We start from the raw sequence: 23,537 nt of genomic DNA, 5'->3' as shown, positions 1-23,537 counted from the left end.
GCTTCCGTCCGCAGAATGCGCTCGGCGGTGGTCCGATCGAGGTCACCGGGGCAGGCCCGGCGATGATACCCTCCGCACGTCATGGCCGGCCAGTCATGACCCACCTCTCGCCGGCCATCCCGATAAGGTGAAGCGCGGCGCCTCGAACAATCGGGATCACCGGGACAAGCCCGGTGATGACGTGGAGAAGATGGTCAGGGCCGGTGACAACACCCTCCCACGATCACTCCCCTGTCATGGCCGGGCTCGTCCCGGCCATCCCGATCGTCCGACGCGCTAGAGGCCGAGGGATCCGCCATCCGAGCGCGGATCGTGCACCGCCTCGACGCGGCCGTTGCGCGGGTGCTTCACCAGCAGGCCGGCATGGCCGAAGCGTCCCGAAGAGGCCTCCTCCGTCTCTTCGACCGCATGGCCGAGCCGTGAGAGGCCGCGGATCAGGCCGGGATCGAAATGGCTCTCCACCGTCAGCACGGCCTCGCCCCCGCGCATCCTCGCATCGAGCAGCCAGCGGGGCGCCTCCACGGCGTCGGCGAGGCCCATGCCGCAATCCGCATAGCGGGTGAAGATCTGGCTGAGGAATTGGGGCTGGGTTTCGCCGCCCATCGCGCCGAAGGACAGCAACCGCCCGTCGTCGAACACGGCCATGGCCGGGTTGAGGGAATGGAGCGGCCGATGGCCGGGCTCCAGTCGGTTGCGGCTGGCCGGATCGAGGGAGAAGGCGGTGCCGCGGTTGTGCCAGAGGATGCCGGTCGCCGGAAGCAGGCAGCCGGAGCCGTAGGCCCAGAACACGGACTGGATGTAGGACACGGCGAGACCGTCACGGTCGATGGCCCCCATCCAGATCGTGTCCCCGTCGATGGGGCGCGGCAGGGGAAAGGGCGCAGCCCGCTTCATGTCGATGAGGGCAGCCTCCCGTTCCAGCACCTGCGGCGTCAGGAAGGAGGCCGGGTCGTGGGCGAGGTTGCGCGGGTCCGAGACCACCCGGTCACGGATGGAAAAGGCGCGCTTTGCGGCCTCGATGAGCCCGTGATGGCGTTCCGGCGTCTCGCCTCCGAGCCCCTTGAGGCGTTCGACCATGCCCAGGATCAGCAGGGTGGCCAGCCCCTGGCTCGGCGGCGGCAGGTTGTAGATCGTGGCGCGGTTCAGCCGAACCGACAGGGGCTCCACCACGCGAGCCCGATAGGTCTCGAGATCCTTGCGGGTGACAGGGCTGCCGATCCGCTCGAGGTCGAGGGCGATCTCCCGCCCCACGTCACCCCGGTAGAAGTCGCCGAGGCCGGCATGGGCGAGCTGCTCCAGGGTGTCGGCGAGGCGCGGCGTCCGCCTCTGCGTGCCCTCCGGGGCTCGCTTCCCTTCGACCAGGAACGCTTCGGCGAAACCGGGAACCTCGTAGAGCGCCGCTTCCTCGCTGGTCTTGAACCACTGCTCGGAGCGGGAGACCGGGTAGCCGTCCCGGGCGAAGCGAACCGCGTCGCCCAGCAGGAGATCGACCGGCAGGGTCCCGCCCAGAGCCTTGGCGAGCTCCAGCGCCAGCCCCCATCCGGCCACCGCGCCGGCCACGGTGACCGTGGCATCCGGCCCCCGCGGCGGGATGGCGTCGTAACCCTTGTCCCGGTAACGCCTGATCGTGGCGAGCGCGCCGGCCGGCCCCGACGCATCGAGGGCGTGGACGCGGCCCTTCGGTTCCCGGACGAGCCAGAACCCGTCGCCGCCCAGGCCGTTCATGTGCGGGTAGACCACGGCGATCGTCGCCGCCATGGCCACCATGGCCTCGACCGCGTTGCCGCCGGCGGCGAGAACGGTCTGGCCGGTTTCGGCCGCAAGACGATGAGGGGCCGCAACGGCGGCCGTCGAGAAGACGGGGGTCTCGGGCATGGGCTCTTGAATGTGAGGCGCGACAGAATGAGATTCGGGCAGACCTTGCACCCGAGGGGGCGTTTAGGGTAGTCCCCTGTGCAACAAACTCAGTGAGGCGAAAGTGGCTCAGGCGAAAAGCACCAACTGGCGCAACGTGGTCACCATCATGAGCATCATGGTCCTGGTGGGCGCGGAAGTCTTCGGCGTCGCGATCGCCGCCGGCTGGGCCATCGCGGGCCTGTTCGAGCTCGGCGACTACGTGGGCTACGCGCTGATGGTCCTGTTCAGCCTGTTCGCCGTCTACATCCTCGTGAACCTCTGGCGCCGCTGCATCGCCGTCGAGCCCCTGACCGGGCGCGCCTGAAGCACCGGACGTGTCATCGAGCTCCCGCCCGATTCTTTAAGCTTCTGTTTTAAAACATCGTTTCACGCAAACCCGGTTCCCACTTTTGCGCCCGATGCATTTGGCTTTTGCTTGAGCATCTTTGCACGCAAAACCGGTTCCCACTTTTGCGCCCGATGCTCTAGGAGCCGTCGCACGCCTTCATGACGACCGGATCGGCTCCGGCGGGCAGATAGGCGTCCATCGGCTGGCATCGGCCCGCGATGCAGATCCGCCAATCGGCCGTCGCCCCCGAGCGGCGCATGGTCACCTGCGCCTGCGGCGGCAGGTTCGGCGCCCATGACCAGACCCCGTTGGCGAACCGCGCCTCCGGCGGGGGCTCCATGCCGGCCCCGGACCCGCGCACCCGCGCCTCGACGAGTTCGAGCCCGCGCGGGGTCGAGCGCCAATCCTCCTCCCAGAGGATTTTTTCGACCGAATGGGTCCAGGCGAGCGTGATCGCGCCCGCCATGAGGGGCGCGACCGTCGCGCCGGCGAGCAGGCAGATCATCAGCCGATGGCCGGCGTGGCGACCCGGCGGGTCTGCCAGACGTGATAGCCGACGAAGAGGCCCGCGAGCACAAAGCCGGCCTCGTCGGTGAGCGGGATCGCCGCCACGAGGAAGCCCGCCGCCGCCGCGGCCCAGAGGCGCTCCCACCACGCCACGGGCTTCAGACAATAGCCGACGGAAGCCACGCCCCAGAGAACCATCGCCAGCGACGCCTTGACGACGATGTAGGCGACCGCGAGCCAGTAGCCCACTCCCCCGAGCCCGGGCACCGGCTGCAGCATCAGGGTGGGGTCGTAGACGGCCATGTACGGGATGACGAAGCCGGGCAGCGCGATCCTGACGGCCTGGATGCCGATCTTGAGGCCCGATTCCTTCGCCATGGGGGCCGCCGCGAAGGCCGCGAGCGCCACCGGCGGCGTCAGGTCGGCCATGATGCCGAAATAGAACACGAACATGTGCGAGACGATGAGCGGCACGTCGAGCTGCAGCAGGATGGGAGCGGCCAGCGACGAGGTGATGATGTAGTTCGGGATCGTCGGGATGCCCATGCCGAGGATCAGGCTGAAGATCATGGTGAGCACGAGGGCCGCGAAGATGTTCTCCTTGCCGATGGAGATCATCCAGGTGCCCACGATGGTGCCGAGGCCGGTGAGCGTCATGGTGCCGATCACGATGCCGACGACCGCGCAGGCAAGACCCACGGGCAAGGCCTGACGGGCCCCGTCGGCCATGGCGTCGACGCAGGCCTGGAGGGTCGTGCGGCCGCGGCCCGAGAAGGCGTTCCACAGGGACAGGCCCGCCACCACGAGCACGACGAGCGTCACGGTCGAGGCGAGCGAATAGGCGGACAGGAGGGCGAGCCCAATCCAGAAGACGACCCGCAGGGCCGGCGTGGCGAAGCCGGCCACGATGGCCGTGCCGAGGATCAGCGCCACGGTGAGCGACAGGCCGACGGCCCCGGCGAAGAGCGGCGTGTAGCCGGTGAAGAGCAGGTAGACGAGAACGCCGAGCGGGGCGATGAGGAACCATTTCGTCCTCAGCTCGGTCCAGGCGTTCGGCAGCTCCGATTTCGGCAGGCCGCGCAGGTTGCGCTTGCCGGCCTCGAGATGCACCGCGAGATAGCAGGCGGCGAAGTACAGGATGGCCGGGATGATCGCCGCTTCGACGATCTTCGAATACGGCACGTCGATGGTCTCGGCCATGATGAACGCGACGGCGCCCATGACCGGCGGCATGATCTGGCCGCCCATGGACGAGGTCGCCTCGACGCCGCCCGCGAAGGCCGAGGTGAAGCCGAAGCGCTTCATGAGCGGGATCGTGAACTGGCCCGACGCCACCACGTTGGCGACGCCGGATCCCGAGACGGTGCCCATGAGGGCGGAGGACGCCACGCAGACCTTGCCGGGCCCGCCCTGCTTGTCGCCGAACACCGCCATCGAGATGTCGTTGAAGAAGTCGATGACGCCGGCCTTCTCCATGAAGGCGCCGAACAGGATGAACAGGAAGATGTAGGTCGCCGAGACCAGGGTGGGCGTGCCGTAGATGCCCTCCGTGCCGAAGGACATGTGCTCGATCACCTGCTCCAGCGAATAGCCGCGATGATCGAGGGGAGCCGGCAGGAGATGCCCGAACAGGCAATAGGACAGGAACAGGCCGGCCACGATGGGAAGCGCCGGTCCCATGACGCGCCAGACGAGGTAGATCAGGATCGCGAGCCCGGCGATGCCGACGACGAGATCGAGGGTGGTGAGTTCGCCGGCGCGAACGACCAGCTCCTCGTAGAGCGCCCAGTGATAAAGGCCCACCAGGAAGCTCGCGATGCCGACGATCCAGCCGAGGACGCGCTCGCTCGACGACCCGGACCGGTGATTGGCGATCATCGCTCCGGCCACGAGGCACAGGAATCCCACATGGACCGTGCGCACGACCTGGCTCGGCATGCTGCCGCCGAACCAGAGGACGAGCCCGAATGCGCCCGCGATGGCGACCCACGCGAGCGCGCCGTCGACGATGGGGCGGCGACGCACGGCGAGGCCGATCAGCCAGGCGGCCCAGACCGCCATGGCCACGGCCCAGAGATGCGTGAGGCTGAAGCCCGCGATGAAGGGCTGATCGAGCGGAATGCCGAAGGACGTGATGATCTGGAACGTGGAGAACGCGACGGCGATCCAGAACAGGACCCTGCCCGGAAGGCCTTCGCCGAAGCTTTCCGGCAGGCCGTGCTCCGGGTTCACGGTGTCAGCCGGCGCTTCCATCCGGGCGAGTTCGGAACCGTTCGTTCCCTGGTTCATAGCGCATCCTCAAGGTTTGTTCTTCTTGGCGCAAAAAAGCCGGAGCAGTTCACCTGCCCCGGCGGAGATGTAAATCGGCCGAAGGGTTTAGGAGCCCTGCTTCTTGATGCCCTTCTCGTCGAAGTAGCGCTGCGCGCCCGGATGCATCGGGACGGGCATGCCGGAGAGCGCGCTCTCGAGCTTGATGTCCTTGGCGGCCGCGTGGGCGGCGGCGAGATCCGGCAGGCTGTCGTAGATCGCCTTGGTCATCTGGTAGACGGTCTCGTCCTTCACGCCGGAATGGGTGACCAGGTAGTTCACCACGGCGGCCGTCTGAACGGGGGCGGTCTGGCCCCCATAGGTGTTGGCCGGGATCGTGGCCTTCACGTAGGGCGTGCCCACCTTGTCCACGACGCTGGCCGGGATCTCCACCACGACGATCGGCACCGAGGTGGCGAGGTCGCGGATGGACGACACGCCGAGGCCGGCCGATTGCAGGGTGGCGTCGAGCTGGCGGTTCTTCATCAGTTCGACGGATTCGCCGAAGGGCAGATACTCGACCTTGCCGAGATCCTTGTAGGTCAGGCCCGCGCCCTGGAGGATCGCCCGGGCGTTGAGCTCGGTGCCGGATTTGGGGGCCCCGACCGAGAGGCGCTTGCCCTTCAGGTCCGCGAGCGACTTGATGCCGGATTCCTGCGTGGCCACGACCTGGATGTAGTTGGGATAGATCGCCGTGATGCCGCGCAGCTTGTCGAGCTTGCTCTTGAACCCGGCCTCCTCGTCACCCGCCCAGCCCATGGCCAGGCTGTCCCCGAGGGTGAAGCCGATCTCGCCTTTGCCCTGCTGCAGGAGGGTGAGGTTTTCCACCGAGGCCTTCGTGGCCTGGACCGAGGGGCGGGAGCCCTGGACCTTGTCCGTGAACACCTTGGAGAGGGCGACGCCGAGCGGGTAATACACCCCTGAGGTGCCGCCGGTCAGGATATTGATGAAGTCCTGAGCCTGGGCCGGCAGGCTGGCTCCGGCGAGCGCAAGAGCGGCCGCAGCGCCGACGGCGCCGCGCATGACTTTTCGAAACATGGCGTACTCCCTATCTCATGGCGCAGTTATTCCTACGCCTGTGTGTGGGGTAACTTTGCCCGCTGACGAAGAATTCTCAAGAGGCTATGAGGGACTTAATCCTGCCACCTTGGTCGGTAGGGGTGCGTCCTTCCCAGAGATCACATGCGCTCATCCATGATCAATCGCCGCCGCTTTCTCCAAACCGCCACCGCCACGGCCGCCCTTGCCGCACAAGGTTTTTCAGGCGCAGCCCTGGCCCAGCAGTCCCTGAAGATGGGAGCCCCTGCGCCGTTCTCGTTCGAGGAGCTGAAGAAGCGGGCGCAGGACATGGCGCGCTCCCCCTATGTGGCGCCGCAGAGCCCCTCCCCGGAGGTTCTGTACCAGATCGACTACGACGCCCACGGCAAGATCCGCTTCAAGACGGACCTGGCGCTCTGGGCCAACGGCCCCAGCGAATTCCCCGTCACCTTCTTCCACCTGGGCCGCTTCTTCCAGAAGCCCGTGCGCATGCACGTGGTCGAGGGCGGGCAGGCGCGCGAGATCATCTACGACAGCGACTATTTCGACATGCCGGCGGATTCGCCCGCCCGCAAGCTGCCCGACAATTCGGGCTTCGCGGGCTTCCGGTTCCAGGAGGCGCGCAGCGGCAAGCTCGACTGGAGGAAGAACGACTGGGTGGCCTTCCTGGGCGCGTCGTATTTCCGCGCCATCGGCGAGCTGTTCCAGTACGGCCTCTCGGCCCGCGGCCTCGCCGTGGACGTGGCCGTCTTCGGGAAGAACGAGGAATTTCCCGATTTCACCCATGTGTATTTCGAAACGCCGCAGCCGGGCTCGAACACGGTCACGGTCTATGCGCTCCTCGACGGCCCGAGCGTGTCCGGTGCCTATCGCTTCATCATGCAGCGGGCAGCGGCGGTGATCATGGACATCGACAGTGCCATCTACACGCGCCAGGACGTGAGCCGCCTCGGCCTCGCGCCCCTGACCTCCATGTACTGGTACTCGGAGAAGGCGAAGACCACCGCCATCGACTGGCGCCCGGAGATCCACGACTCGGATGGCCTCGCCATGTGGACAGGAACCGGCGAGCGGATCTGGCGCCCCCTCAACAACCCGCCGCGCATCATCACGTCGGCGTTCACGGACGAGAACCCGAAGGGCTTCGGCCTGCTCCAGCGCGACCGGAACTTCGACCACTACCTCGACGGCGTCTATTACGACCGCCGCCCGTCCCTCTGGATCGAGCCGCAGGGCACCTGGGGCCGGGGCTCCATCCAGCTCGTCGAGATTCCCACCGACGACGAGATCCACGACAACATCGTGGTCATGTGGGTGCCGTCCGAGCCGGTGCGGCCCGGTCAGGCCATCGAACAGCGCTACCGCATGCACTGGTCGGCGGAGGAGCCCTACCCGACGCCGCTCGCCCGGGTGGTCGCCACCCGTCTCGGCAATGGCGGGCAGGCCGGCACGGCGCGCCCGAAGGGCGTGCGCAAGTTCATGGTGGAGTTCATCGGCCAGCCCCTGACCAGGCTGCCGAGCGGGGTGATCCCCAAGCCCGTTCTGAGCGCCTCCCGGGGCGAGTTCTCGAACATCCTGACCGAGGCCGTGCCCAACAACGTGCCCGGCCACTGGCGCACCCAGTTCGACCTGTCGGTCACCGGGACCGAGCCGGTGGAGATGCGCTGCTACCTGCGCAACGAGAACGAGGTTTTGAGCGAGACCTGGCTCTACCAGTACCACCCGACCTTCTGAGGCTCCGCTGCGGCGGCTCGGGGCCATAGCACATCCGACCTCCCCGTCATGGCCGGGACGAACCCGGCCATGACAGGAGGGCCGGAGCGGGCCGAGATCGCCGGCAACCCAAATCCCGGGATTGGGCTTGTAAACCATAGCTTTGAAGGCAGCGTATAAAATACTATACGCCCCTGGAAATCGCGTTCGGACCGGTCTATTTAGGAGGCCATGTCGCATGGCCACCACCATCACCACGCCCACGGGCATGAGCATGGGCACGAGCATCGGGCTGTTGCCGCCGCCCCGACGTTTTCGCTCCTGCGCCTCTCGGTCGGGCAGCGCCTGACGGGAACGTCCGTCGTGCTGGCCGGGTTGTGGCTGCTGGTCTTCAGCGTGATCGGGTAACGCATGTCCGCAGCATCGGCCGCCATCGGTTTCGACGAAGTCACCCTCGGCTACGGCCGCAGGCCCGCCGTCCACCACCTCGACGGCGAGATCCCGGCCGGCAGCCTGATCGCCGTGGTCGGGCCCAACGGGGCCGGCAAGTCCACCCTGCTCAAGGGCATCGTCGGCACGCTCAAACCCCTCGAGGGCCATATCCGCCTGAAGGACTCCTCGTCCGGCATCGCCTATCTGCCGCAGGCGGCGGAGATCGACCGGTCCTTCCCGCTCTCGGTCTACGATCTCGTGGCCATGGGCCTCTGGTCCCGCTCGGGCCTGTTCGGCGGAATCGCGCGGCGCGACCGGACGAAGATCGAGGAGGCCCTGGCGGCCGTGGGGCTCACCGGCTTCGAACGGCGCCCGATCTCGACCCTGTCCGGCGGGCAGATGCAGCGGGCGCTCTTCGCCCGCCTCCTGCTCCAGGACGCTCCCGTGATCCTGCTCGACGAGCCGTTCACCGCCATCGACGCCAAGACCACGGCGGATCTGCTCGATCTGGTGCGCCGCTGGCACACGGAATCCCGCACGGTGGTCGCCGTGCTGCACGATCTCGACATGGTCCGGCGCACCTTCCCGCAGACCCTGCTGATCGCCCGCGAGCCGGTGGCCTGGGGCGAAACGCCGGAGGTGCTGCAGCCTGAAAATCTCCTGAAGGCGCGGCGCATGGTCGAGGCCTACGATCCGCATGCGGATGTCTGCCACCGCACCGTCGCGTAAGGACGTCCTCTCATGCTCGACCTGATCTATGCGCCGTTTGCCGAATTCGAGTTCATGCAGCGCGCCCTCGTGGGGGTGATCGCCATCGCGCTGGGCGGCGGCCCCATCGGGGTCTTCCTCATGCTGCGCCGCATGAGCCTGACCGGCGACGCCATGGCGCACGCGATCCTGCCGGGAGCCGCCGTCGGCTATCTCCTGGCCGGCCTCTCCCTGCCGGCCATGACGGTCGGGGGATTGGTCGCCGGGATCGTCGTGGCGGTGGCGGCGGGCCTCGTGTCCCGCTTCACCTCCCTGAAGGAGGACGCCTCGCTCGCCGCCTTCTACCTGCTGTCCCTGGCGCTCGGCGTCACCATCGTGTCGCTGCGCGGCTCCAACGTGGACCTGCTCCACGTCCTGTTCGGAACGGTGCTGGCGCTCGACGACGACACCCTGCTGCTGCTCGCTTCCATCTCCACCATCACCGTGCTGGCGCTCGCCGTGCTCTACCGCCCGCTCGTCCTCGAATGCGTCGATCCGGTCTTCCTGCGCTCGGTGAGCCGCGCCGGCACGCCCACGCATCTGATCTTCCTCGGGCTCGTGGTCATGAACCTCGTCGGCGGCTTCCATGCGCTCGGAACCCTGCTGGCGGTGGGCATGATGATGCTGCCCGCGGCCGCCTCCCGGTTCTGGACCAGCGACATCACCATGATGATGCTGGTCTCCATCGCAATCGGCATCGCGTCGGGCGTGAGCGGGCTCCTGCTCTCGTTCCACGCGGAACTGCCCGCAGGACCGGCGATCATTCTCTCGGCCGGTGCCGTGTATGTCGCCTCCCTCGTGCTGGGGCGCGAGGGCGGCCTGCTGTGGCTCGCCTGGCCCGGCAGGCATCTGGAAGCCTGACCCTCTTCACAAGGACCGACACCCATGCTGACGCGAAGAGCTGCCGTCTCCCTTCTGGCAGGATGCCTCGCCCTCGCCGCCTCGACGCCGTCACTGGCGCAAGGCGCCGACCGGCTGAAGGTGGTCGCGACCTTCTCGATCCTCGGCGACATGGTGCGCAAGGTCGGCGGCGAGCGCGTCGCGGTGACGACCCTCGTCGGTCCGAACGGCGATGCCCATGTCTATTCCCCGACCCCGGCCGACGGACGGCGCCTGGCCGAGGCCGGGATCGTCTTCACCAACGGCCTGAAGTTCGAAGGCTGGATCGACCGACTCGTGAAGTCCTCCGGCACCAGGGCCGTGACCATCGAGGCGGCCAGGGGGGTAAAGCCCCTCAAGAGCGACGACGACGAGGGGCATGGCCACGATCACGGCCATGGCGGCTCAGACCCGCATGCCTGGCAGAGCATCGGCAACGCGAAGATCTACGTGGCCAACATCCGTGACGCCCTGATCGCCGCGGATGGAGCCGGCAGAGCCACGTACGAGGCCAATGCCGCCGCCTACCTCAAGCAGCTCGACGACCTGGACGCGGAGGTGAAGGGGCTTGTCGCCGGGATCCCGCCCGAGCGTCGCAGGATCATCACGTCCCATGACGCCTTCCGCTATTTCGAGGCGGCCTACGGCATCGATTTCGTCGCCCCCCAGGGGGTCTCGACCGAGGCGGAGGCCTCCGCCAGGGACGTGGCCCGGATCATCCAGCAGATCAGGCGCGAGCGGATCGCCGCGGTCTTCGTGGAGAACGTCTCCGACGCCCGCCTGATGGAGCGCATCGCCAAGGAGACCGGTGCCCGGATCGGCTCCCGGGTCTATTCGGATGCTCTCTCCGAACCGGGCGGTCCCGCCGGCACTTACATTGACATGATGAGACACAATATAAGGGCTTTCAGCGCGGCTTTATCGAGCTGAAAGCCCTGATCGCCGCGGCGTCTGGTGTCATTCCCGGCGCGCGGCGAGGGAAGGGAATCCAGGTTCGGATCGCGTCCGGAGCCTGGATCCCCTTCCCGGCCCCCCGGGGCCGCCGGGGATGACACCCACTCATTCTGGAAGCTCCGATGACCGACAAGATTCCCGTCACCGTCCTCACAGGCTATCTCGGCGCCGGCAAGACCACCCTTCTCAACCGCATCCTGACCGAGCAGCACGGCAAGAAATATGCCGTCATCGTCAACGAGTTCGGCGAGATCGGCATCGACAACGAACTCGTCGTCGGCGCCGACGAGGAAGTGTTCGAGATGAACAACGGGTGCATCTGCTGCACCGTGCGCGGCGACCTGATCCGCATCCTCGACGGGCTGATGAAGCGCAAGGGCAAGTTCGACGCCATCATCGTCGAAACGACCGGCCTCGCCGACCCCGCCCCCGTGGCCCAGACTTTCTTCATGGACCAGGACGTGTCCGACGCCGCCCGCCTCGACGCGGTGGTGACGGTCGCCGACGCCAAGTGGCTCTCCGACCGCCTGAAGGACGCGCCCGAGGCCAAGAACCAGATCGCCTTCGCGGACGTGATCATCCTCAACAAGATCGATCTCGTGTCCGAGGCAGAGCTGGACGAGGTCGAGGCGCGCATCCGCGCCATCAATCCCTATGCGAAGCTCCATCGGACGCAGAACTGCTCCATCCCGATCGCCGAGGTGCTCGACCGCAAGGCCTTCGATCTCGACCGGATCATCGAGCTCGAGCCGGATTTCCTGGAGGAAGGTCACCACCATCATCACGACGAGGAGATGCAATCCGTCGCCGTGCGTCTCGACGGTGAGGTGGATCCCGAGAAGTTCATGCCGTGGATCTCGAACCTGACCCAGGTCGAGGGGCCGAACATCCTGCGCTGCAAGGGCATCGTGGCGTTCCCGAACGAGCCGAAGCGCTTCGTCTTCCAGGGCGTCCACATGATCCTGGACGGCGACGTCCAGGGCGAGTGGAAGCCCGGCGAGAAGCACACCTCGAAGGTGGTCTTCATCGGCCGCGACCTGAACGAGAAGGCGATCAAGGAAGGCTTCCTGGCCTGCGCGGCCTGAATCCCGCCGAACGGCCTCGGGCTCGAGCGCATCGTGCGATGCGCCAGCCAAGAGTGGAGCATCGTGCGAAAAAGTGGTGCCGGTTTTTCGCATCGAACGATGCGCCAGCCAAGGGTGGAGCATCGGATCGATCCCAAAAGTGGGTCCACTTTCGGGTCCGATGCTCTAGCCCGGGGCCGCCTTGGCCATGCATTCGCGCACGTGGGCCCTGCGCGCGGCGATGATCTGGCTGCGCGTGTCCTCGGCCATGCCGATGCCCCGGCTGCTGGTGCGGTAGATCAGGTTGGCCTCCTGCTGACAGGCCGCCTTCCGGGCCTCCCTGGCCGACGGCGCCGCGCCCTGCTCCTGCGCGAGAACCGGCGCGGCAATCATGACGGCAAGGGCCAGGGCGGACAGTGGCAGGACTCGCATTCACTCACTCCTTCTTGAGTCGCGCATTGTGAAGCAGGCGCCCGGATCTGGCCAAAGTCCAAAAGGCCTAATCCCAGGGTCATTGGGGGATCACCCGCCGTTGAGAAAGTGGATATGCCCCTGCCCCCGATCGGATGATCCGTGCTATGGGCAGCCCGCATGAAGGGATCGCATCGATGAGTACTGGAACCGCACCGTCCTTGACACAGAGCGTGACGCCCGTCGCGGCGGGCGCGCATGTCACGGCCATCGGCTGGCTGAAGGGCACGGCCGCCTTCGGCCTCGGCGACGGCGGCGTTCTGCTGGCCCGGGACGGCGAGACCCACCGGGTCGAGGCTCACCCGGATGCGGGCGTGCTGGTGGCGGCGAGCGACGGGGAGCGCTTCGTCAGCGGTGGCGACGACGGCCGCGTCGCCGTCACGGGCCCCGACGGCTCCACGAAGACGCTGGCCGAGACGAAGGGCGCCTGGATCGATTCCCTCGCCGTCAATGCCGGCGGCGCCTTCGCCTACGGGGCGGGCAAGCGGGTCGTCGCCCGCGACGACAAGGGGCGGGAGAAGATGCTCGAGGTTCCCTCGGCGGCCCGAGGCCTCGCCTTCGCGCCCAAGGGCTACCGGCTGGCGATCTCCCACTACAACGGGGCGACGCTCTGGTTCCCGAACGTGGAAGCCAAGCCCGAGAGCCTGGAATGGAAAGGCTCCCATCTCGACGTGACCTGGTCGCCCGACGCCCGCTTCGTGGTGACCTCCATGCAGGAGAACGCCCTCCATGGCTGGCGGCTCGTCCCCGACAAGGGCCACATGCGCATGAGCGGCTATCCGTCGAAGACTCGCTCCCTGTCCTGGTCGAGCGACGGCAAGTGGCTCGCCACCTCGGGCGCCGAGGCGGCCATCGTCTGGCCGTTCGAATCGAAGGAAGGCCCCATGGGCAAGGCGCCGCGGGAATGCGGCGTCCGCCCGGCCAAGGTCAGCCGGGTGGCCTTCCACCCCAACACCCTGGTGCTGGCGGTCGGCTACGAGGACGGCTGCATCCTGCTCATCCGCCTCAACGACGCCTCCGAGCTCCTGGTGCGTCCGGCCGTCAAGGACAGCGGGATCACGGCCATGGCCTGGGACAAGGGGGGCAAACGCCTCGCCTTCGGCTGCGAGGACGGTCAGGCCGGCATCCTGACCCTGCCCGCGTGAGATCGCCCGTGGCCCTGTTCGGCGCGTTCCTGAGAGGGTCCTTCGGCCTGCCGAAGCCCGACAAGCCGGCCGTCGACCGGGTCAAGGACCTGGCCCGCATGGCCCTGCGGGTCTCGCCGGAGACCGCCTTCGCGGTCAACGAGATCGCCTGCAACGATCCCGGCTGTCCGGGCATCGAGACCGTGATCCTGGTGATGGAGCCCGGCCGGAAGACCCGCGCCCTGAAGGTGCGGAAGCCTCTCGACGAGGTGATGGAACAAGATATCCTTCAGGCCCTTGACTCGTAAGAAGAGGTCAAGCTTGCCCAGGATCACGCGCATCATCGCCTTCGGATTGGGCCTGTGCGGCGGCATCGTCGCCTCTCAGGGCCCCGAATTCGCCCAGCAGTACCGCCAGCGCCTCGGCGGCGCGATCGACGAATTGCGCCAGGTGATCGCGCGCTTCGACGCGGATGCCCAGGCGAGCGGCGAGACCCAGGCGAGCGCCATCGCGCGCCTGCGCTCCAACGCGGACGACTTCGTCAGCCGCCAGGGTGCCGCCATGCAGGCGAACGTGGAGCGCCTGAGACGCCTCGAGGCCCACCGGTCGACGATGGTTCAGGCCGGACCCTTTGGCCGCGTCGCCCTGATGGTGCGCGACGGCGACCGCGATGTCATGGAGGCGGTCTCCCGGGATTTCGAGCCGGCACTTCCGGTCACCGAAGAGGGCATCCTGGCGACGGCCGCCGGCTTCGTCGCCGTCTGGGGTGGCATCCTGCTTCTGGCGGGCTTCGTCCGCAGCCTGTGGCGGCGGCCGCGCTCGCGACGGAGCGCGGTGCAGGCCTAAAGCATCGGACCCAAAAGTGGACTTGCACTTTTGGGATCCATCCGATGCTTCCTTCTTGAATGAGAGCATCGGTCAGAACGGACCCAGCGGGCCGCGCCAGCGACCCGAAGGGCCACGTCAGTGAAAACCGGATCCACTTTTCGCTGACGCGGCCCTCTGGGTCCGTCCGATGCGCTAAGCGTCCCGCTCGGGCTTTCCGGCCAGCACCACGTAGAAGCCCAGGCCGTCCTGGCCCGGCAGGGTCTGCAGCCGGTCGATCCAGCCGCGCTTCTTGGCCTCGAGCAGGGCCTTGCCGACAGGCTGGAACAGGGTCTCGCCGCCGCCTTCCGGCGGCGGGTCGAGGCGGATGGCGACCGATTTCGGCGCGGAGAAGCGGCTGCGCTCCAGCATGTCCTGGATCGAGGCCGCGGCCTTCTCCCGCGAGGCGCCCCGCAGATCGAGCACGCTCTCGGCATCGGTGACGCCGAGGCCGCCGCGGAGCTTGTTGGCATAGAATTCCTCGAAATGGGGCATGTCAGCTCACTCCATGGGTCATGTCCGGCGCTCGCCGCCGGGCATGACATCCACCCCGTCACGGCCGGGCCCGGCCGGGCCATCCCGATCGTTCGAATCGCCGCGCTCTTCTGACCGAGAGCACCGGCACAGGGCCGGCGATGACGGGAAGAGCGTCCCCTTCCCGACCGTCATGGGACGGCCGGGAACGACGAGCGGGTCAGCGCACCAGCACGTTCCGGAACTGCCACGGATCGGACGAATCGATATCCTCCGGGAAGAAGCCGGGTCGGTCTGTGAGCGGGGTCCAGTCGGTATAATGGCCGTTCACCGGGCCGAGATAGGGCAGCTGCACTTCCAGGCAGCGGCGGAAATCCATCTCGTCGGCCTCGACGATGCCGGCGTTCGGGTTCTCCAGCGCCCAGACTATGCCGGCGAGCACCGCGGAGGTCACCTGCAGGCCGGTGGCGTTCTGGTAGGGCGCCACGCGGCGCGTCTCCTCGATGGAGAGCTGCGAGCCGTACCAGTAGGCGTTCCTGCCGTGGCCGTAGAGCAGGACGCCGAGTTCGTCGATGCCGTCCACGATCTCGTTCTCGTCGAGGATGTGCTGCTCCTCCTGGAACTTGCCGGCGCTGCCGAACATCTCGTGCAGCGAGAGCACCGCCTCGTTGCACGGGTGATAGGCGTAGTGGCAGGTCGGGCGGTACACGGCCCTCCCGTTCTCACGCACGGTGTAATAGTCCGCGATCGAGATCGACTCGTTGTGGGTGACCAGGAATCCATATTGCGGGCCCGGGGTCGGGCACCAGGTGCGCACGCGGGTGTTGGCGCCGGGCTGGAGCAGGTAGATCGCCTGCGCGTCGGGGCCGAGCGTTCCCGCATTCTCCGGCATCCATGTCTCGTGCGTGCCCCAGCCGAGCTCGGCCGGCTGCAGGCCCTCGGACACGAATCCGTCCACCGACCAGGTGTTCACGAAGGTGCCCATGGGCTTCTCGGACTTGGCCCGCTGGGTGTCGCGCTCGGCGATGTGGATGCCCTTCACGCCGACGCGTTGCATGAGACCGGCCCAGTCTTCGCGGCTCTTCGGCTCGTCATAGGCGATCCCGAGATCGCCCGCGATGTTGACGAGGGCCTGCTTGACGAACCAGGACACCATGCCGGGATTGGCCCCGCAGCAGGACACCGCCGTGGTGCCGCCCGGATTGCGCCTGCGCGCCTCCATGGTGATCTCGCGCAGGGCGAAGTTCGTGCGCGATTCCGGGCCCTTGCTCTTGTCGAAATAGAAGCCGGCCCAGGGCTCGTTGACGGTGTCGATATAGAAGCAGTCGAGCGAGCGGCACAGTTCCATGATGTCGACGGAGCCGGTGTCGACCGACAGGTTGACGCAGAAGCCCTGTCCGCCCCCGGCGGTGAGCAGCGGCGTGAGCAACTCGCGGTAATTGTCCTTCGTGACGGCTTTTTGGATGAAGCGGATGCCGCGCTCGTCGAGGAGCTCCTTGTGCTTCTCCTGCGGATCGATGACCACGAAGCGGCTCTTGTCGTACTCGAAATGGCGTTCGATGAGCGGCAGGGTGCCCTGGCCGATCGAGCCAAAGCCGATCATGACGATGGGGCCGGTGATGCGACCGTGAACGGGCCAAGTGGTCATCAGAGCTGTCTCCTTCGCGATAGCAGAGATGGAAAACGGTAAACGCCCGAGGGCGGGTTTGGGCGCATGTAGGAGTGAGGAGCCCCCTGGGTCAATGCCCGGAGCCCTCCCCCGGCCCCGCGGGGCACTTTCCCTGCGGATGGCGAAGGCCGGATGACAGCCGCGGCCCCGTCACGCTGATTTCATCCTCGACAACGTGCAACAGGGCTGCATGATGCGGCTTCCTTGTTGATGTCCCACTTGAAGACCGATGAAACTCCATGAACTCCTCATGCGCCACGGGCGCGTCATCGGCCTCGGATTTGCCCTGACCCTGCTGTCGTCTTTCGGGCAGACCTTCTTCATCTCCCTGTCAGGACCCGATATCCGCCATACGTTCGGGCTGACGCATGGCAGCTTCGGGTTGATCTATTCGGTGGCCACCCTCGCGGCGGGCCTGCTGATGATCTGGATCGGCGGCGCGATCGACCGGATCGATGTCGGCCTCTACGCGACCGCCGCCATGCTCGGCTTGGCGGCGGCGGCGTTCAGCCTGTCCTTCGCGCCCAATCCGGTGATGCTTGGATTGAGCCTTTTCCTCCTGCGCCTGTTCGGGCAGGGCATGATGAGCCACGCGGGCGTCATGAGCACCGCCCGCCTTCCAGAGGGCATTCGCGGCCGAGCCGTCGGCGTGGCAACCCTCGGCTTTTCAGCCGGGGAGGCGCTCCTGCCCGGCGTCGCGGTGGCCTTCATTGCGGCCCTGGGCTGGGCCGGGACATGGCGCGTGGCCGCACTCGTGCTGATCACGAGCCTCGCCATCGGCTGGCTGTGCGGCCTTCTCAGGAAATCCCGATCGTCGGAGGGCCTGGATGGAGCCTTGCATCCCGCAGCGGGCGAACCGGGACCGTCCTGGCTTCAACTGCTGCAGGATCGGCGCTTTCTCGCCCTCGTGCCCACCATGATGGGCTATCCGGCCATCATGACGGCCTATCTGTTCCATCAGCGTTTCATTGCCGAGACCAAGGGTTGGGCGGTTGAGCTTCTGGCAACCGGCATCACGGTTTTCGCCCTCGTTTCAGTGGCCGTCACAATGACTGCCGGCACGCTGATCGACCGGGTCGGAGCGATCAAGGTCAGCCATTTCTATCTTGTGGGGATGATCACGGCGTCGATCGTTCTGGTGACCGTGAGCGGAGCTTTCACTCCCCTCGTCTTCTTTGCCCTGATCGGCCTGACGACGGGCTGCACCAATGTGGTGATCGCAGCCACCTTGGCCGAGCTTTACGGGACGCGCCATCTCGGCAAGATCCGCGCGCTGGCAGGGGCGATCATGGTGATCGCCTCGGCCATCGGCCCCGTCGGGGCAGGCACGCTGTTCGACATCGGCGTGGGCGTGAACACGGTGGCTCTCGGCTTTGCCGCCTACATGATCGTTGCAGCGGGCATGACCTTCACCCTGCCCGATCCGAGGGTTGGGCGTTGGCAGCCCTCGGACGGGTAGGACAGCCTCAGAGCGAGCGGCGGAGACCCGCCAGCGCGCCCTGCGCGGCGGCCGCGACCAGCGCGCCGAGATCGGGCTTCTGCTCGAGCGCTCCCGTGGCGGATACGAGACCGCGCGCCCCCTCGAGGGCGCCGGCCTCGAGTTCGAGCGCCAGGAAGCGGCCGCGCTCGTAGGGGCCCGGCAGCCAGAGGGAGCCGGTCCTGTCGGCCGCGAAGCCGAAGCGCTCGTAATAGGGCGCGTCGCCCACGAGAAGCACCGCCTTGTGACCGAGATCGGCCGCGCGCTTCAGCGCCTCGCGCATGAGTTTGGCCCCGAGGCCGAGGCTCTGCACGGACGGATCGATCGCGATCGGGCCGAGCATCAGGGCGGCGCGGTTGGGACCGGCCGAGACGTGCCACAGGCGCACCGTGCCGATGATCTCGCCGTCCCGGTCGATGACCAGGGACAGGCCGTCGGCCGGCATCCTGCCCTCGCGCAGGCGTTCGCAGGTCTTCTGGAACCGGGCGGGTCCGAAGCAGGCATCGAGCAGCGCCTCGCGCGCCTCGACATCGCGGAAGGTTTCTTCGCGGATCGTGATCATGGCCGTGGCCTCCCAATACACGTGGGGTGAGCGACAGCCCTCGCACCTGCTCGAGCCGAGCAGGCCGTCCGGGACAACTCTGTGGGGTTGATGCCTGCCCCATGTCTCGGGGCAGGCGGGACGTGAGTTTCTAAAGTCGCATTCTCTTATCGCGAAACCGGCAAGCCGCTTTTGCGGAGAATGCTTTAGATCACGTAGGACTTGAGCGGCGGGAAGCCGTTGAACGCGACCGCCGAGTAGGTGGTCGTGTAGGCGCCCGTGCCCTCGATCAGCACCTTGTCGCCGATCTCCAGCGAGACGGGGAGCAGGTATGGCTCCTTCTCGTAGAGGACGTCGGCCGAGTCGCAGGTCGGACCCGCGAGCACGCAGGGCACCATGCGGTCCTGGTCGTGCTCCGTGCGGATCGGGTAGCGGATCGACTCGTCCATCGTCTCGGCGAGACCGCCGAACTTGCCGATGTCGAGATAGACCCAGCGCACCTCGTCCTCGTCGCGGCTCTTCTTCGAGACGAGAACGACCTCGGCCTCGATGACGCCCGCATTGCCGACCATGCCGCGGCCCGGCTCGATGATCGTCTCCGGGATGCGGTTGCCGAAGTGCTTCGACAGCGCCCGGAAGATCGACTCGCCATAGGCTTCGACCTGCGGCACCGTCTTCAGGTACTTGGTCGGGAAGCCGCCGCCGAGGTTGACCATCGACAGGTGGATGCCGCGGTGCGCGCATTCACGGAAGATCGCCGACGCGGACCCGAGAGCCTGGTCCCAGGCTTCGGTGTTGCGCTGCTGCGAGCCCACGTGGAAGGACACGCCGTAAGCCTCCAGGCCCTGACGGTAGGCATGCTCCAGCACGTCCACGGCCATCTCGGGCACGCAGCCGAACTTGCGGGAGAGCGGCCACTCGGCGCCGGCGCCGTCGCACAGGATGCGGCAGAACACCTTCACCTCGGACGCGTCGATGCCGGCCGTCGCAGCGGCCCGGGAGATCTTCTCGACCTCGGCCTCGCAGTCGACCGCATAGAGGCGAACGCCGAGCTCGAGGGCGCGCACGACGTCGCGCTCCTTCTTGATCGTGTTGCCGAAGGAGATGCGGTCGGGCGTCGCGCCGGCATCCAGCGCGAGCTGGATCTCGACCACGGACGCCGTGTCGAAGCACGAGCCGAGCTCGGCCAGGAGCTTGAGCACCTGCGGCTCCGGGTTGGCCTTCACGGCGTAGAAGACGCGCGTGTCGGGGAGCGCACGGGCAAACTTGGAGTAGTTGTCGCGCACGACCTCGAGGTCGACGACCACGCACGGGCCATCCTCACGTCGGTTGCGCAGGAATTCACGGATGCGCTGAGTCATGGCGCTCTCCCCACCAAAGGTTCAATGGAGGTCTTCAAGCCTCCGGATTGAAATTCAGACGATCAGGACATCCTGCCGTCCGGCGTCAGCGGGGAAAGATGGCATCCCGCTTCGTGCGATGGAGACACGAGAAGCGGCGATGGGCTCTTCACCCGACGATGCTGCCTTGGATTGGATGGGGATACTCCATCCGCACGCCTGGCAATGATAAACAAGCCTCTTCGGTGTTGACCTTTGGAGGGCCAACGAGACCAAAAAAGCCCGTTCGTCGTTGCTTTAAGTCGCGTCCCCCGTTGAGAACGAGGTGCGCCGGTTTTCGCCTCCGGCTGCCGGTTAGGGGTATCGAGAGCTAGGGCGCTCTCGGGCGGCTGTCCGGCCTCTTGTCCGGATGCCCACCAACCGGCACGCGACCACAGGCACGTGCGAAATTGGGCAGGGGTGAAATAAGCATATTCGCCAGGGATCACAAGAGCTTTTCGAACCCGGCCTGAGATTTTTTTAACCCTGCCGGGACCTGTGTCTTGCCCGCATCACCGTTCAGCCTCCATTAAGCGGGACAGGTACACGGAAGACGCTCCAGCCCCATATTCCAATCCCTTGAATTTCAGCCATTTTCCTCCTTCAGCCGAGAACGCCCCGCAGCCATGACGAACCTGTCCCGCCGTATCCTCCTGCAAAGCCTGCTCGCAGCCACCGCGCTGCCCGCCCTCCATTGCCAGGCCTCCGCGCAGCAGCAGACCGGCGTGCCAGCGCCCAATCCCTTCCGGTACGAGGACGTGGTGCGTCGCGCCCGTGAGCTGGCCGCCGTGCCCTTCGAGGCTCCTCCGACCCAGCTGCCCGAGCCCCTCAACCGGCTCAGCTTCGACGATTACCGCGACATCCGCTTCCGGCCCGACAAGGCCCTGCTGGGCTCCGGCAACGGGCCGTTCCGGATGCAGCTCTTCCACCTGGGCTTCCTCTACCAGCGCCCCGTGACCGTGAACATCATCCGCGACGGGGTGCCCACGCCCGTGCCTTATCAGCGGGAGCTGTTCGACTACGGCCGCAACAAGATCGAGCGGCCGCTGCCGGTCAATCTGGGCTTTGCGGGCTTCCGGCTCCACTATCCCCTGAACGACCCCAAGGTCCTCGACGAGCTCATCGCCTTCCTGGGTGCGAGCTATTTCCGCTTCCTGGGCGCGGGCCAGAACTACGGCCTCTCGGCCCGGGGCCTGGCAATCAACGTGGAAGGCGGCGAGGCGGAGGAATTCCCGCATTTCCGCGAATTCTGGATCGAGATGCCCCGGCCCAACGACGAGCGGGCCATCGTCTACGCCCTCCTCGACAGCCCGTCCGTGGCGGGCGCCTACCGGTTCGAGATCTACCCGTCGAAGGAAACCACCCTCGACGTCACGGCGACGCTGTTCCCGCGCCAGACCCTCGCCAATGTGGGCGTGGCGCCCCTCACGTCCATGTTCTTCGAGGGCGAGAACGACCGCAAGCCGACCGACGACTACCGCCTCGAGATCCACGATTCGGACGGGCTCCTCATGCAGTCGGGCGCGGGCGAGTGGATCTGGCGGCCGCTGCGCAACCCGGGCCGCAAGACGATCTCGTCCTTCAGCGACAACAATCCCCGCGGCTTCGGCCTGATGCAGCGCGACCGGGTGTTCGAGAACTATCAGGATCTCGAAGCCCATTACCACCAGCGCCCCGGCTACTGGGTCGAGCCCATCGGCCAATGGGGCGAAGGCTGGGTCGAGCTGGTCGAGCTTCCGACCCCCGACGAGACCCACGACAATATCGTGGCGTATTGGCAGCCGAGCCGGCCCTTCGAGCCCGGCCAGGAGGTCGTCCTGTCCTATCGGCTGCGCGCCGCATCGGCGATCGGCGCCATGCATCCGGGCGGGAAGGTGATCAACACCTTCCAGACCCCGCCCCGGGCGAGCGGATCGAACGCGCCGAGCGATGCCCGGCACCGGCGCTTCATCATCGACTTCGCGGGCGGCAACCTGCCCTATTATCTCGGCGCTCCCGAGCAGGTGCAGCTGGTGCCCTCCACGTCGGCCGGGCAGATCACCAACACGTTCATCATGCCCAACGACCACACGAGCGGCTTCCGGGCGGCCATCGACGTGAAGCTGGAGCCGGGACAATCGACGGACCTGCGCGCCTTCCTGCGCGCCGGCAACCGGGCCCTGACGGAGACCTGGACCTATCCCTGGTTCGTGGAGTGATCGTGCGGGCCAGCCTGCGGCCTCCCTGACACCCTCCCCGTCATGGCCGGGCTTGTCCTGGCCATCCCGATACGGTGAAGCGCGGCGCCTCTCAGAAGCGGGATCACCGGGACAAGCCCGGTGATGACGTGGCGGGTGGTGTGAGCGGGTGATGACACCCTCCCCACGTCATGGCCGGTCGGGATGGCCGGGACAAGGCCGGCCATGACGTGAGAGGGGCCGTTCGCAACGATTCCGGCCGGACAGGCACGGCGCCCCACAGCAGCGGGACCACCGGCACAAGCCGGTAACGACGGAGCGTGTCATGACCAGGCCGTCCACCCGGAATCACGAAGACCTTGCCAACCCCGGCCGAACCGCGCAGAAGCTGTGCCCGATGGCAGGGGCCTTGCCCTGCGGAGCGGAAGGTGAGTGTCGATGAGGCGGAGCGCCTGGATCGCAGGAGCGGCGGCAATCGGCCTGGGCACGGGCGCCTGGGCCCAGCAGCCGCTGACGGAGGTGACCTTCGGCACCAACTGGATCGCCCAGGGCGAGCACGGCGGCTATTACCAGGCCCTGGCCGACGGGACGTATGAGACATACGGCCTCAAGGTCACCATCGTGCCGGGCGGCCCCCGGGCCAGCAACCGCATGCTCATGACGGTCGGCAAACTCGATTTCTACATGGGCGGCAGCCTGATCCAGGCCTTTTCGGCGGTGGAGAAGGACATTCCCACCATCGTGGTGGCGGCCCATTTCCAGAAGGAGCCCCAGGTGCTCCTCAGCCATCCGGGCCAGGGGCTCGACACCTTCCTCGATTTGAAGACGTCGAACGACATCCTCCTGTCCAAGGACGGTGTCGCCACCTTCTTTCAATGGATGAAGGCGGAATACGGATTCAAGGACGAGCAGGTGAAGCCCTTCGGGTTCAACCCGGCGCCGTTCATCGCCGACAAGGCGGCGGTGCAGCAGGGCTACGTCACGTCCGACCCGCTGACCATCGAGAAGGCGGGGGGCTTCAGGCCCAAGGTGTTCCTGCTCGCGGATTACGGCTTCAGCACCTACTCCACCACGGTGGAGACGCGCCGCGAGACGGTGGAGAAGAACCCCGACCTCGTGCAGCGCTTCGTCGATGCCTCGACGATCGGCTGGTACCATTACCTCTACGGGGACAACACGAAGGCCAAGGAGCTCATCAAGCGCGACAACCCGGAGATGACCGACGAGCTGCTCGGCTACTCCCAGGCCAAGATGAAGGAATACGGCATCGTCGATTCCGGCGACACGCAGACCCTCGGGATCGGCGCCATGACCGACGCGCGCATGAAGGACTTCTTCGACAAGATGGTGAAGGCCGGCCTCTTCAAGCCGGATCTCGATTATCGAAAGGCCTATACGCTCCGGTTCGTGAACAAGGGCGTGGGGCTGACCCTGAAGAAATAAGACAGGAGAGCGACGCCGTCCCGCGTCCCCGC

The 23,537-nt window shown here is 66.9% G+C and carries 22 protein-coding genes; 13 read left to right on the top strand and 9 right to left on the bottom strand.

What is annotated here, in order from left to right; genetic code table 11:
* Nucleotides 1-276 precede the first annotated feature (276 nt).
* Nucleotides 277-1,875: a gamma-glutamyltransferase family protein gene (locus OCW50_RS22745; RefSeq protein WP_262299069.1), complete on the bottom strand. Its 1,599-nt coding sequence runs from the start codon at nucleotides 1,873-1,875 to the stop codon at nucleotides 277-279.
* Between the two features lie 148 nt (nucleotides 1,876-2,023).
* Here OCW50_RS22745 and OCW50_RS22740 point away from each other — a divergent pair, with 148 nt between their 5' ends.
* Nucleotides 2,024-2,221 carry a hypothetical protein gene (locus tag OCW50_RS22740; protein WP_262299100.1) on the top strand — a complete coding sequence of 66 codons (198 nt, stop codon included), beginning with the start codon at nucleotides 2,024-2,026 and terminating at the stop codon, nucleotides 2,219-2,221.
* A 160-nt stretch (nucleotides 2,222-2,381) separates the two neighbouring features.
* Here the strand turns inward: OCW50_RS22740 and OCW50_RS22735 are convergent, their stop codons facing one another.
* The 3 genes from OCW50_RS22735 to OCW50_RS22725 form a co-directional block, all read right to left on the bottom strand.
* Nucleotides 2,382-2,750, bottom strand: a complete 369-nt coding sequence (locus OCW50_RS22735; protein ID WP_262299068.1) for a DUF1850 domain-containing protein — start codon at nucleotides 2,748-2,750, stop codon at nucleotides 2,382-2,384.
* A complete protein-coding gene (locus OCW50_RS22730; protein ID WP_262299067.1) occupies nucleotides 2,750-5,041 on the bottom strand; it encodes a TRAP transporter permease in 2,292 nt (763 codons plus the stop codon). The genes OCW50_RS22735 and OCW50_RS22730 overlap by 1 nt, the downstream gene beginning before the upstream one ends.
* A gap of 87 nt (nucleotides 5,042-5,128) precedes the next feature.
* Nucleotides 5,129-6,097 carry a TAXI family TRAP transporter solute-binding subunit gene (locus OCW50_RS22725; protein WP_262299066.1) on the bottom strand — a complete coding sequence of 323 codons (969 nt, stop codon included), beginning with the start codon at nucleotides 6,095-6,097 and terminating at the stop codon, nucleotides 5,129-5,131.
* 156 nt (nucleotides 6,098-6,253) lie between these two features.
* Between OCW50_RS22725 and OCW50_RS22720 the strand changes: the two genes are divergently transcribed.
* From OCW50_RS22720 to OCW50_RS22695, 6 genes are all read left to right on the top strand, one after another.
* Nucleotides 6,254-7,831, top strand: coding sequence for an OpgD/OpgG family glucan biosynthesis protein (locus tag OCW50_RS22720; RefSeq protein ID WP_262299099.1), 1,578 nt, complete (start codon nucleotides 6,254-6,256; stop codon nucleotides 7,829-7,831).
* A 210-nt stretch (nucleotides 7,832-8,041) separates the two neighbouring features.
* Nucleotides 8,042-8,218: a hypothetical protein gene (locus OCW50_RS22715; RefSeq protein ID WP_262299065.1), complete on the top strand. Its 177-nt coding sequence runs from the start codon at nucleotides 8,042-8,044 to the stop codon at nucleotides 8,216-8,218.
* A 3-nt stretch (nucleotides 8,219-8,221) separates the two neighbouring features.
* Complete coding sequence (gene aztA / locus OCW50_RS22710) at nucleotides 8,222-8,971, top strand: zinc ABC transporter ATP-binding protein AztA (RefSeq protein ID WP_262299064.1); 750 nt, start codon at nucleotides 8,222-8,224, stop codon at nucleotides 8,969-8,971.
* Nucleotides 8,972-8,983: 12 nt separating this feature from the next.
* Nucleotides 8,984-9,850, top strand: coding sequence for a zinc ABC transporter permease AztB (gene aztB / locus OCW50_RS22705; protein WP_262299063.1), 867 nt, complete (start codon nucleotides 8,984-8,986; stop codon nucleotides 9,848-9,850).
* Nucleotides 9,851-9,874: 24 nt separating this feature from the next.
* Entirely contained in the window at nucleotides 9,875-10,798 is a 924-nt protein-coding gene (locus OCW50_RS22700) for a metal ABC transporter substrate-binding protein (protein WP_262299062.1), read from the top strand.
* A 146-nt stretch (nucleotides 10,799-10,944) separates the two neighbouring features.
* A complete protein-coding gene (locus tag OCW50_RS22695; RefSeq protein ID WP_262299061.1) occupies nucleotides 10,945-11,907 on the top strand; it encodes a CobW family GTP-binding protein in 963 nt (320 codons plus the stop codon).
* 165 nt (nucleotides 11,908-12,072) lie between these two features.
* Here OCW50_RS22695 and OCW50_RS22690 read toward each other — a convergent pair whose 3' ends face one another.
* Nucleotides 12,073-12,318 (bottom strand): hypothetical protein, encoded by a 246-nt coding sequence (locus OCW50_RS22690; RefSeq protein ID WP_262299060.1) that lies wholly within the window; start codon nucleotides 12,316-12,318, stop codon nucleotides 12,073-12,075.
* 176 nt (nucleotides 12,319-12,494) lie between these two features.
* Between OCW50_RS22690 and OCW50_RS22685 the strand changes: the two genes are divergently transcribed.
* The 3 genes from OCW50_RS22685 to OCW50_RS22675 are packed head-to-tail and all read left to right on the top strand — an operon-like array spanning nucleotide 12,495 to nucleotide 14,327.
* Nucleotides 12,495-13,502 (top strand): WD40 repeat domain-containing protein, encoded by a 1,008-nt coding sequence (locus tag OCW50_RS22685; RefSeq protein WP_262299059.1) that lies wholly within the window; start codon nucleotides 12,495-12,497, stop codon nucleotides 13,500-13,502.
* Between the two features lie 8 nt (nucleotides 13,503-13,510).
* Nucleotides 13,511-13,789 carry a hypothetical protein gene (locus OCW50_RS22680; protein ID WP_262299058.1) on the top strand — a complete coding sequence of 93 codons (279 nt, stop codon included), beginning with the start codon at nucleotides 13,511-13,513 and terminating at the stop codon, nucleotides 13,787-13,789.
* Between the two features lie 13 nt (nucleotides 13,790-13,802).
* Nucleotides 13,803-14,327 (top strand): DUF2937 family protein, encoded by a 525-nt coding sequence (locus OCW50_RS22675; protein ID WP_262299057.1) that lies wholly within the window; start codon nucleotides 13,803-13,805, stop codon nucleotides 14,325-14,327.
* 174 nt (nucleotides 14,328-14,501) lie between these two features.
* Here OCW50_RS22675 and OCW50_RS22670 read toward each other — a convergent pair whose 3' ends face one another.
* On the bottom strand, nucleotides 14,502-14,840 hold the full coding sequence (locus OCW50_RS22670; protein WP_262299056.1) for a hypothetical protein: 339 nt from the start codon (nucleotides 14,838-14,840) through the stop codon (nucleotides 14,502-14,504).
* Between the two features lie 199 nt (nucleotides 14,841-15,039).
* Entirely contained in the window at nucleotides 15,040-16,467 is a 1,428-nt protein-coding gene (locus tag OCW50_RS22665) for a homospermidine synthase (protein WP_262299055.1), read from the bottom strand.
* Nucleotides 16,468-16,717: 250 nt separating this feature from the next.
* Between OCW50_RS22665 and OCW50_RS22660 the strand changes: the two genes are divergently transcribed.
* Entirely contained in the window at nucleotides 16,718-17,947 is a 1,230-nt protein-coding gene (locus tag OCW50_RS22660) for an MFS transporter (RefSeq protein ID WP_262299054.1), read from the top strand.
* A gap of 7 nt (nucleotides 17,948-17,954) precedes the next feature.
* On the opposite strand, the gene OCW50_RS22655 is transcribed toward OCW50_RS22660, so the two are convergent.
* Both OCW50_RS22655 and OCW50_RS22650 read right to left on the bottom strand, forming a co-directional pair.
* Nucleotides 17,955-18,527, bottom strand: coding sequence for a GNAT family N-acetyltransferase (locus OCW50_RS22655; protein WP_262273125.1), 573 nt, complete (start codon nucleotides 18,525-18,527; stop codon nucleotides 17,955-17,957).
* A 185-nt stretch (nucleotides 18,528-18,712) separates the two neighbouring features.
* The gene (locus tag OCW50_RS22650; RefSeq protein ID WP_173946044.1) at nucleotides 18,713-19,867 is read right to left on the bottom strand and encodes a type III PLP-dependent enzyme; all 1,155 of its coding nucleotides are present in this window, start codon (nucleotides 19,865-19,867) and stop codon (nucleotides 18,713-18,715) included.
* A 644-nt stretch (nucleotides 19,868-20,511) separates the two neighbouring features.
* Here OCW50_RS22650 and OCW50_RS22645 point away from each other — a divergent pair.
* Together OCW50_RS22645 and OCW50_RS22640 are read left to right on the top strand one after the other, a co-directional pair.
* Nucleotides 20,512-22,083 (top strand): OpgD/OpgG family glucan biosynthesis protein, encoded by a 1,572-nt coding sequence (locus OCW50_RS22645; RefSeq protein WP_262299053.1) that lies wholly within the window; start codon nucleotides 20,512-20,514, stop codon nucleotides 22,081-22,083.
* Between the two features lie 417 nt (nucleotides 22,084-22,500).
* Nucleotides 22,501-23,505 carry an ABC transporter substrate-binding protein gene (locus OCW50_RS22640; protein WP_262299052.1) on the top strand — a complete coding sequence of 335 codons (1,005 nt, stop codon included), beginning with the start codon at nucleotides 22,501-22,503 and terminating at the stop codon, nucleotides 23,503-23,505.
* Nucleotides 23,506-23,537 lie beyond the last annotated feature (32 nt).

The sequence above is a fragment of the Microvirga sesbaniae genome (assembly GCF_025460805.1).
GTDB lineage: Bacteria > Pseudomonadota > Alphaproteobacteria > Rhizobiales > Beijerinckiaceae > Microvirga > Microvirga sesbaniae.
The sequence above is the reverse complement of the archived record's forward strand: the minus strand, read 5'-3'. Positions and strand labels throughout refer to the sequence as shown.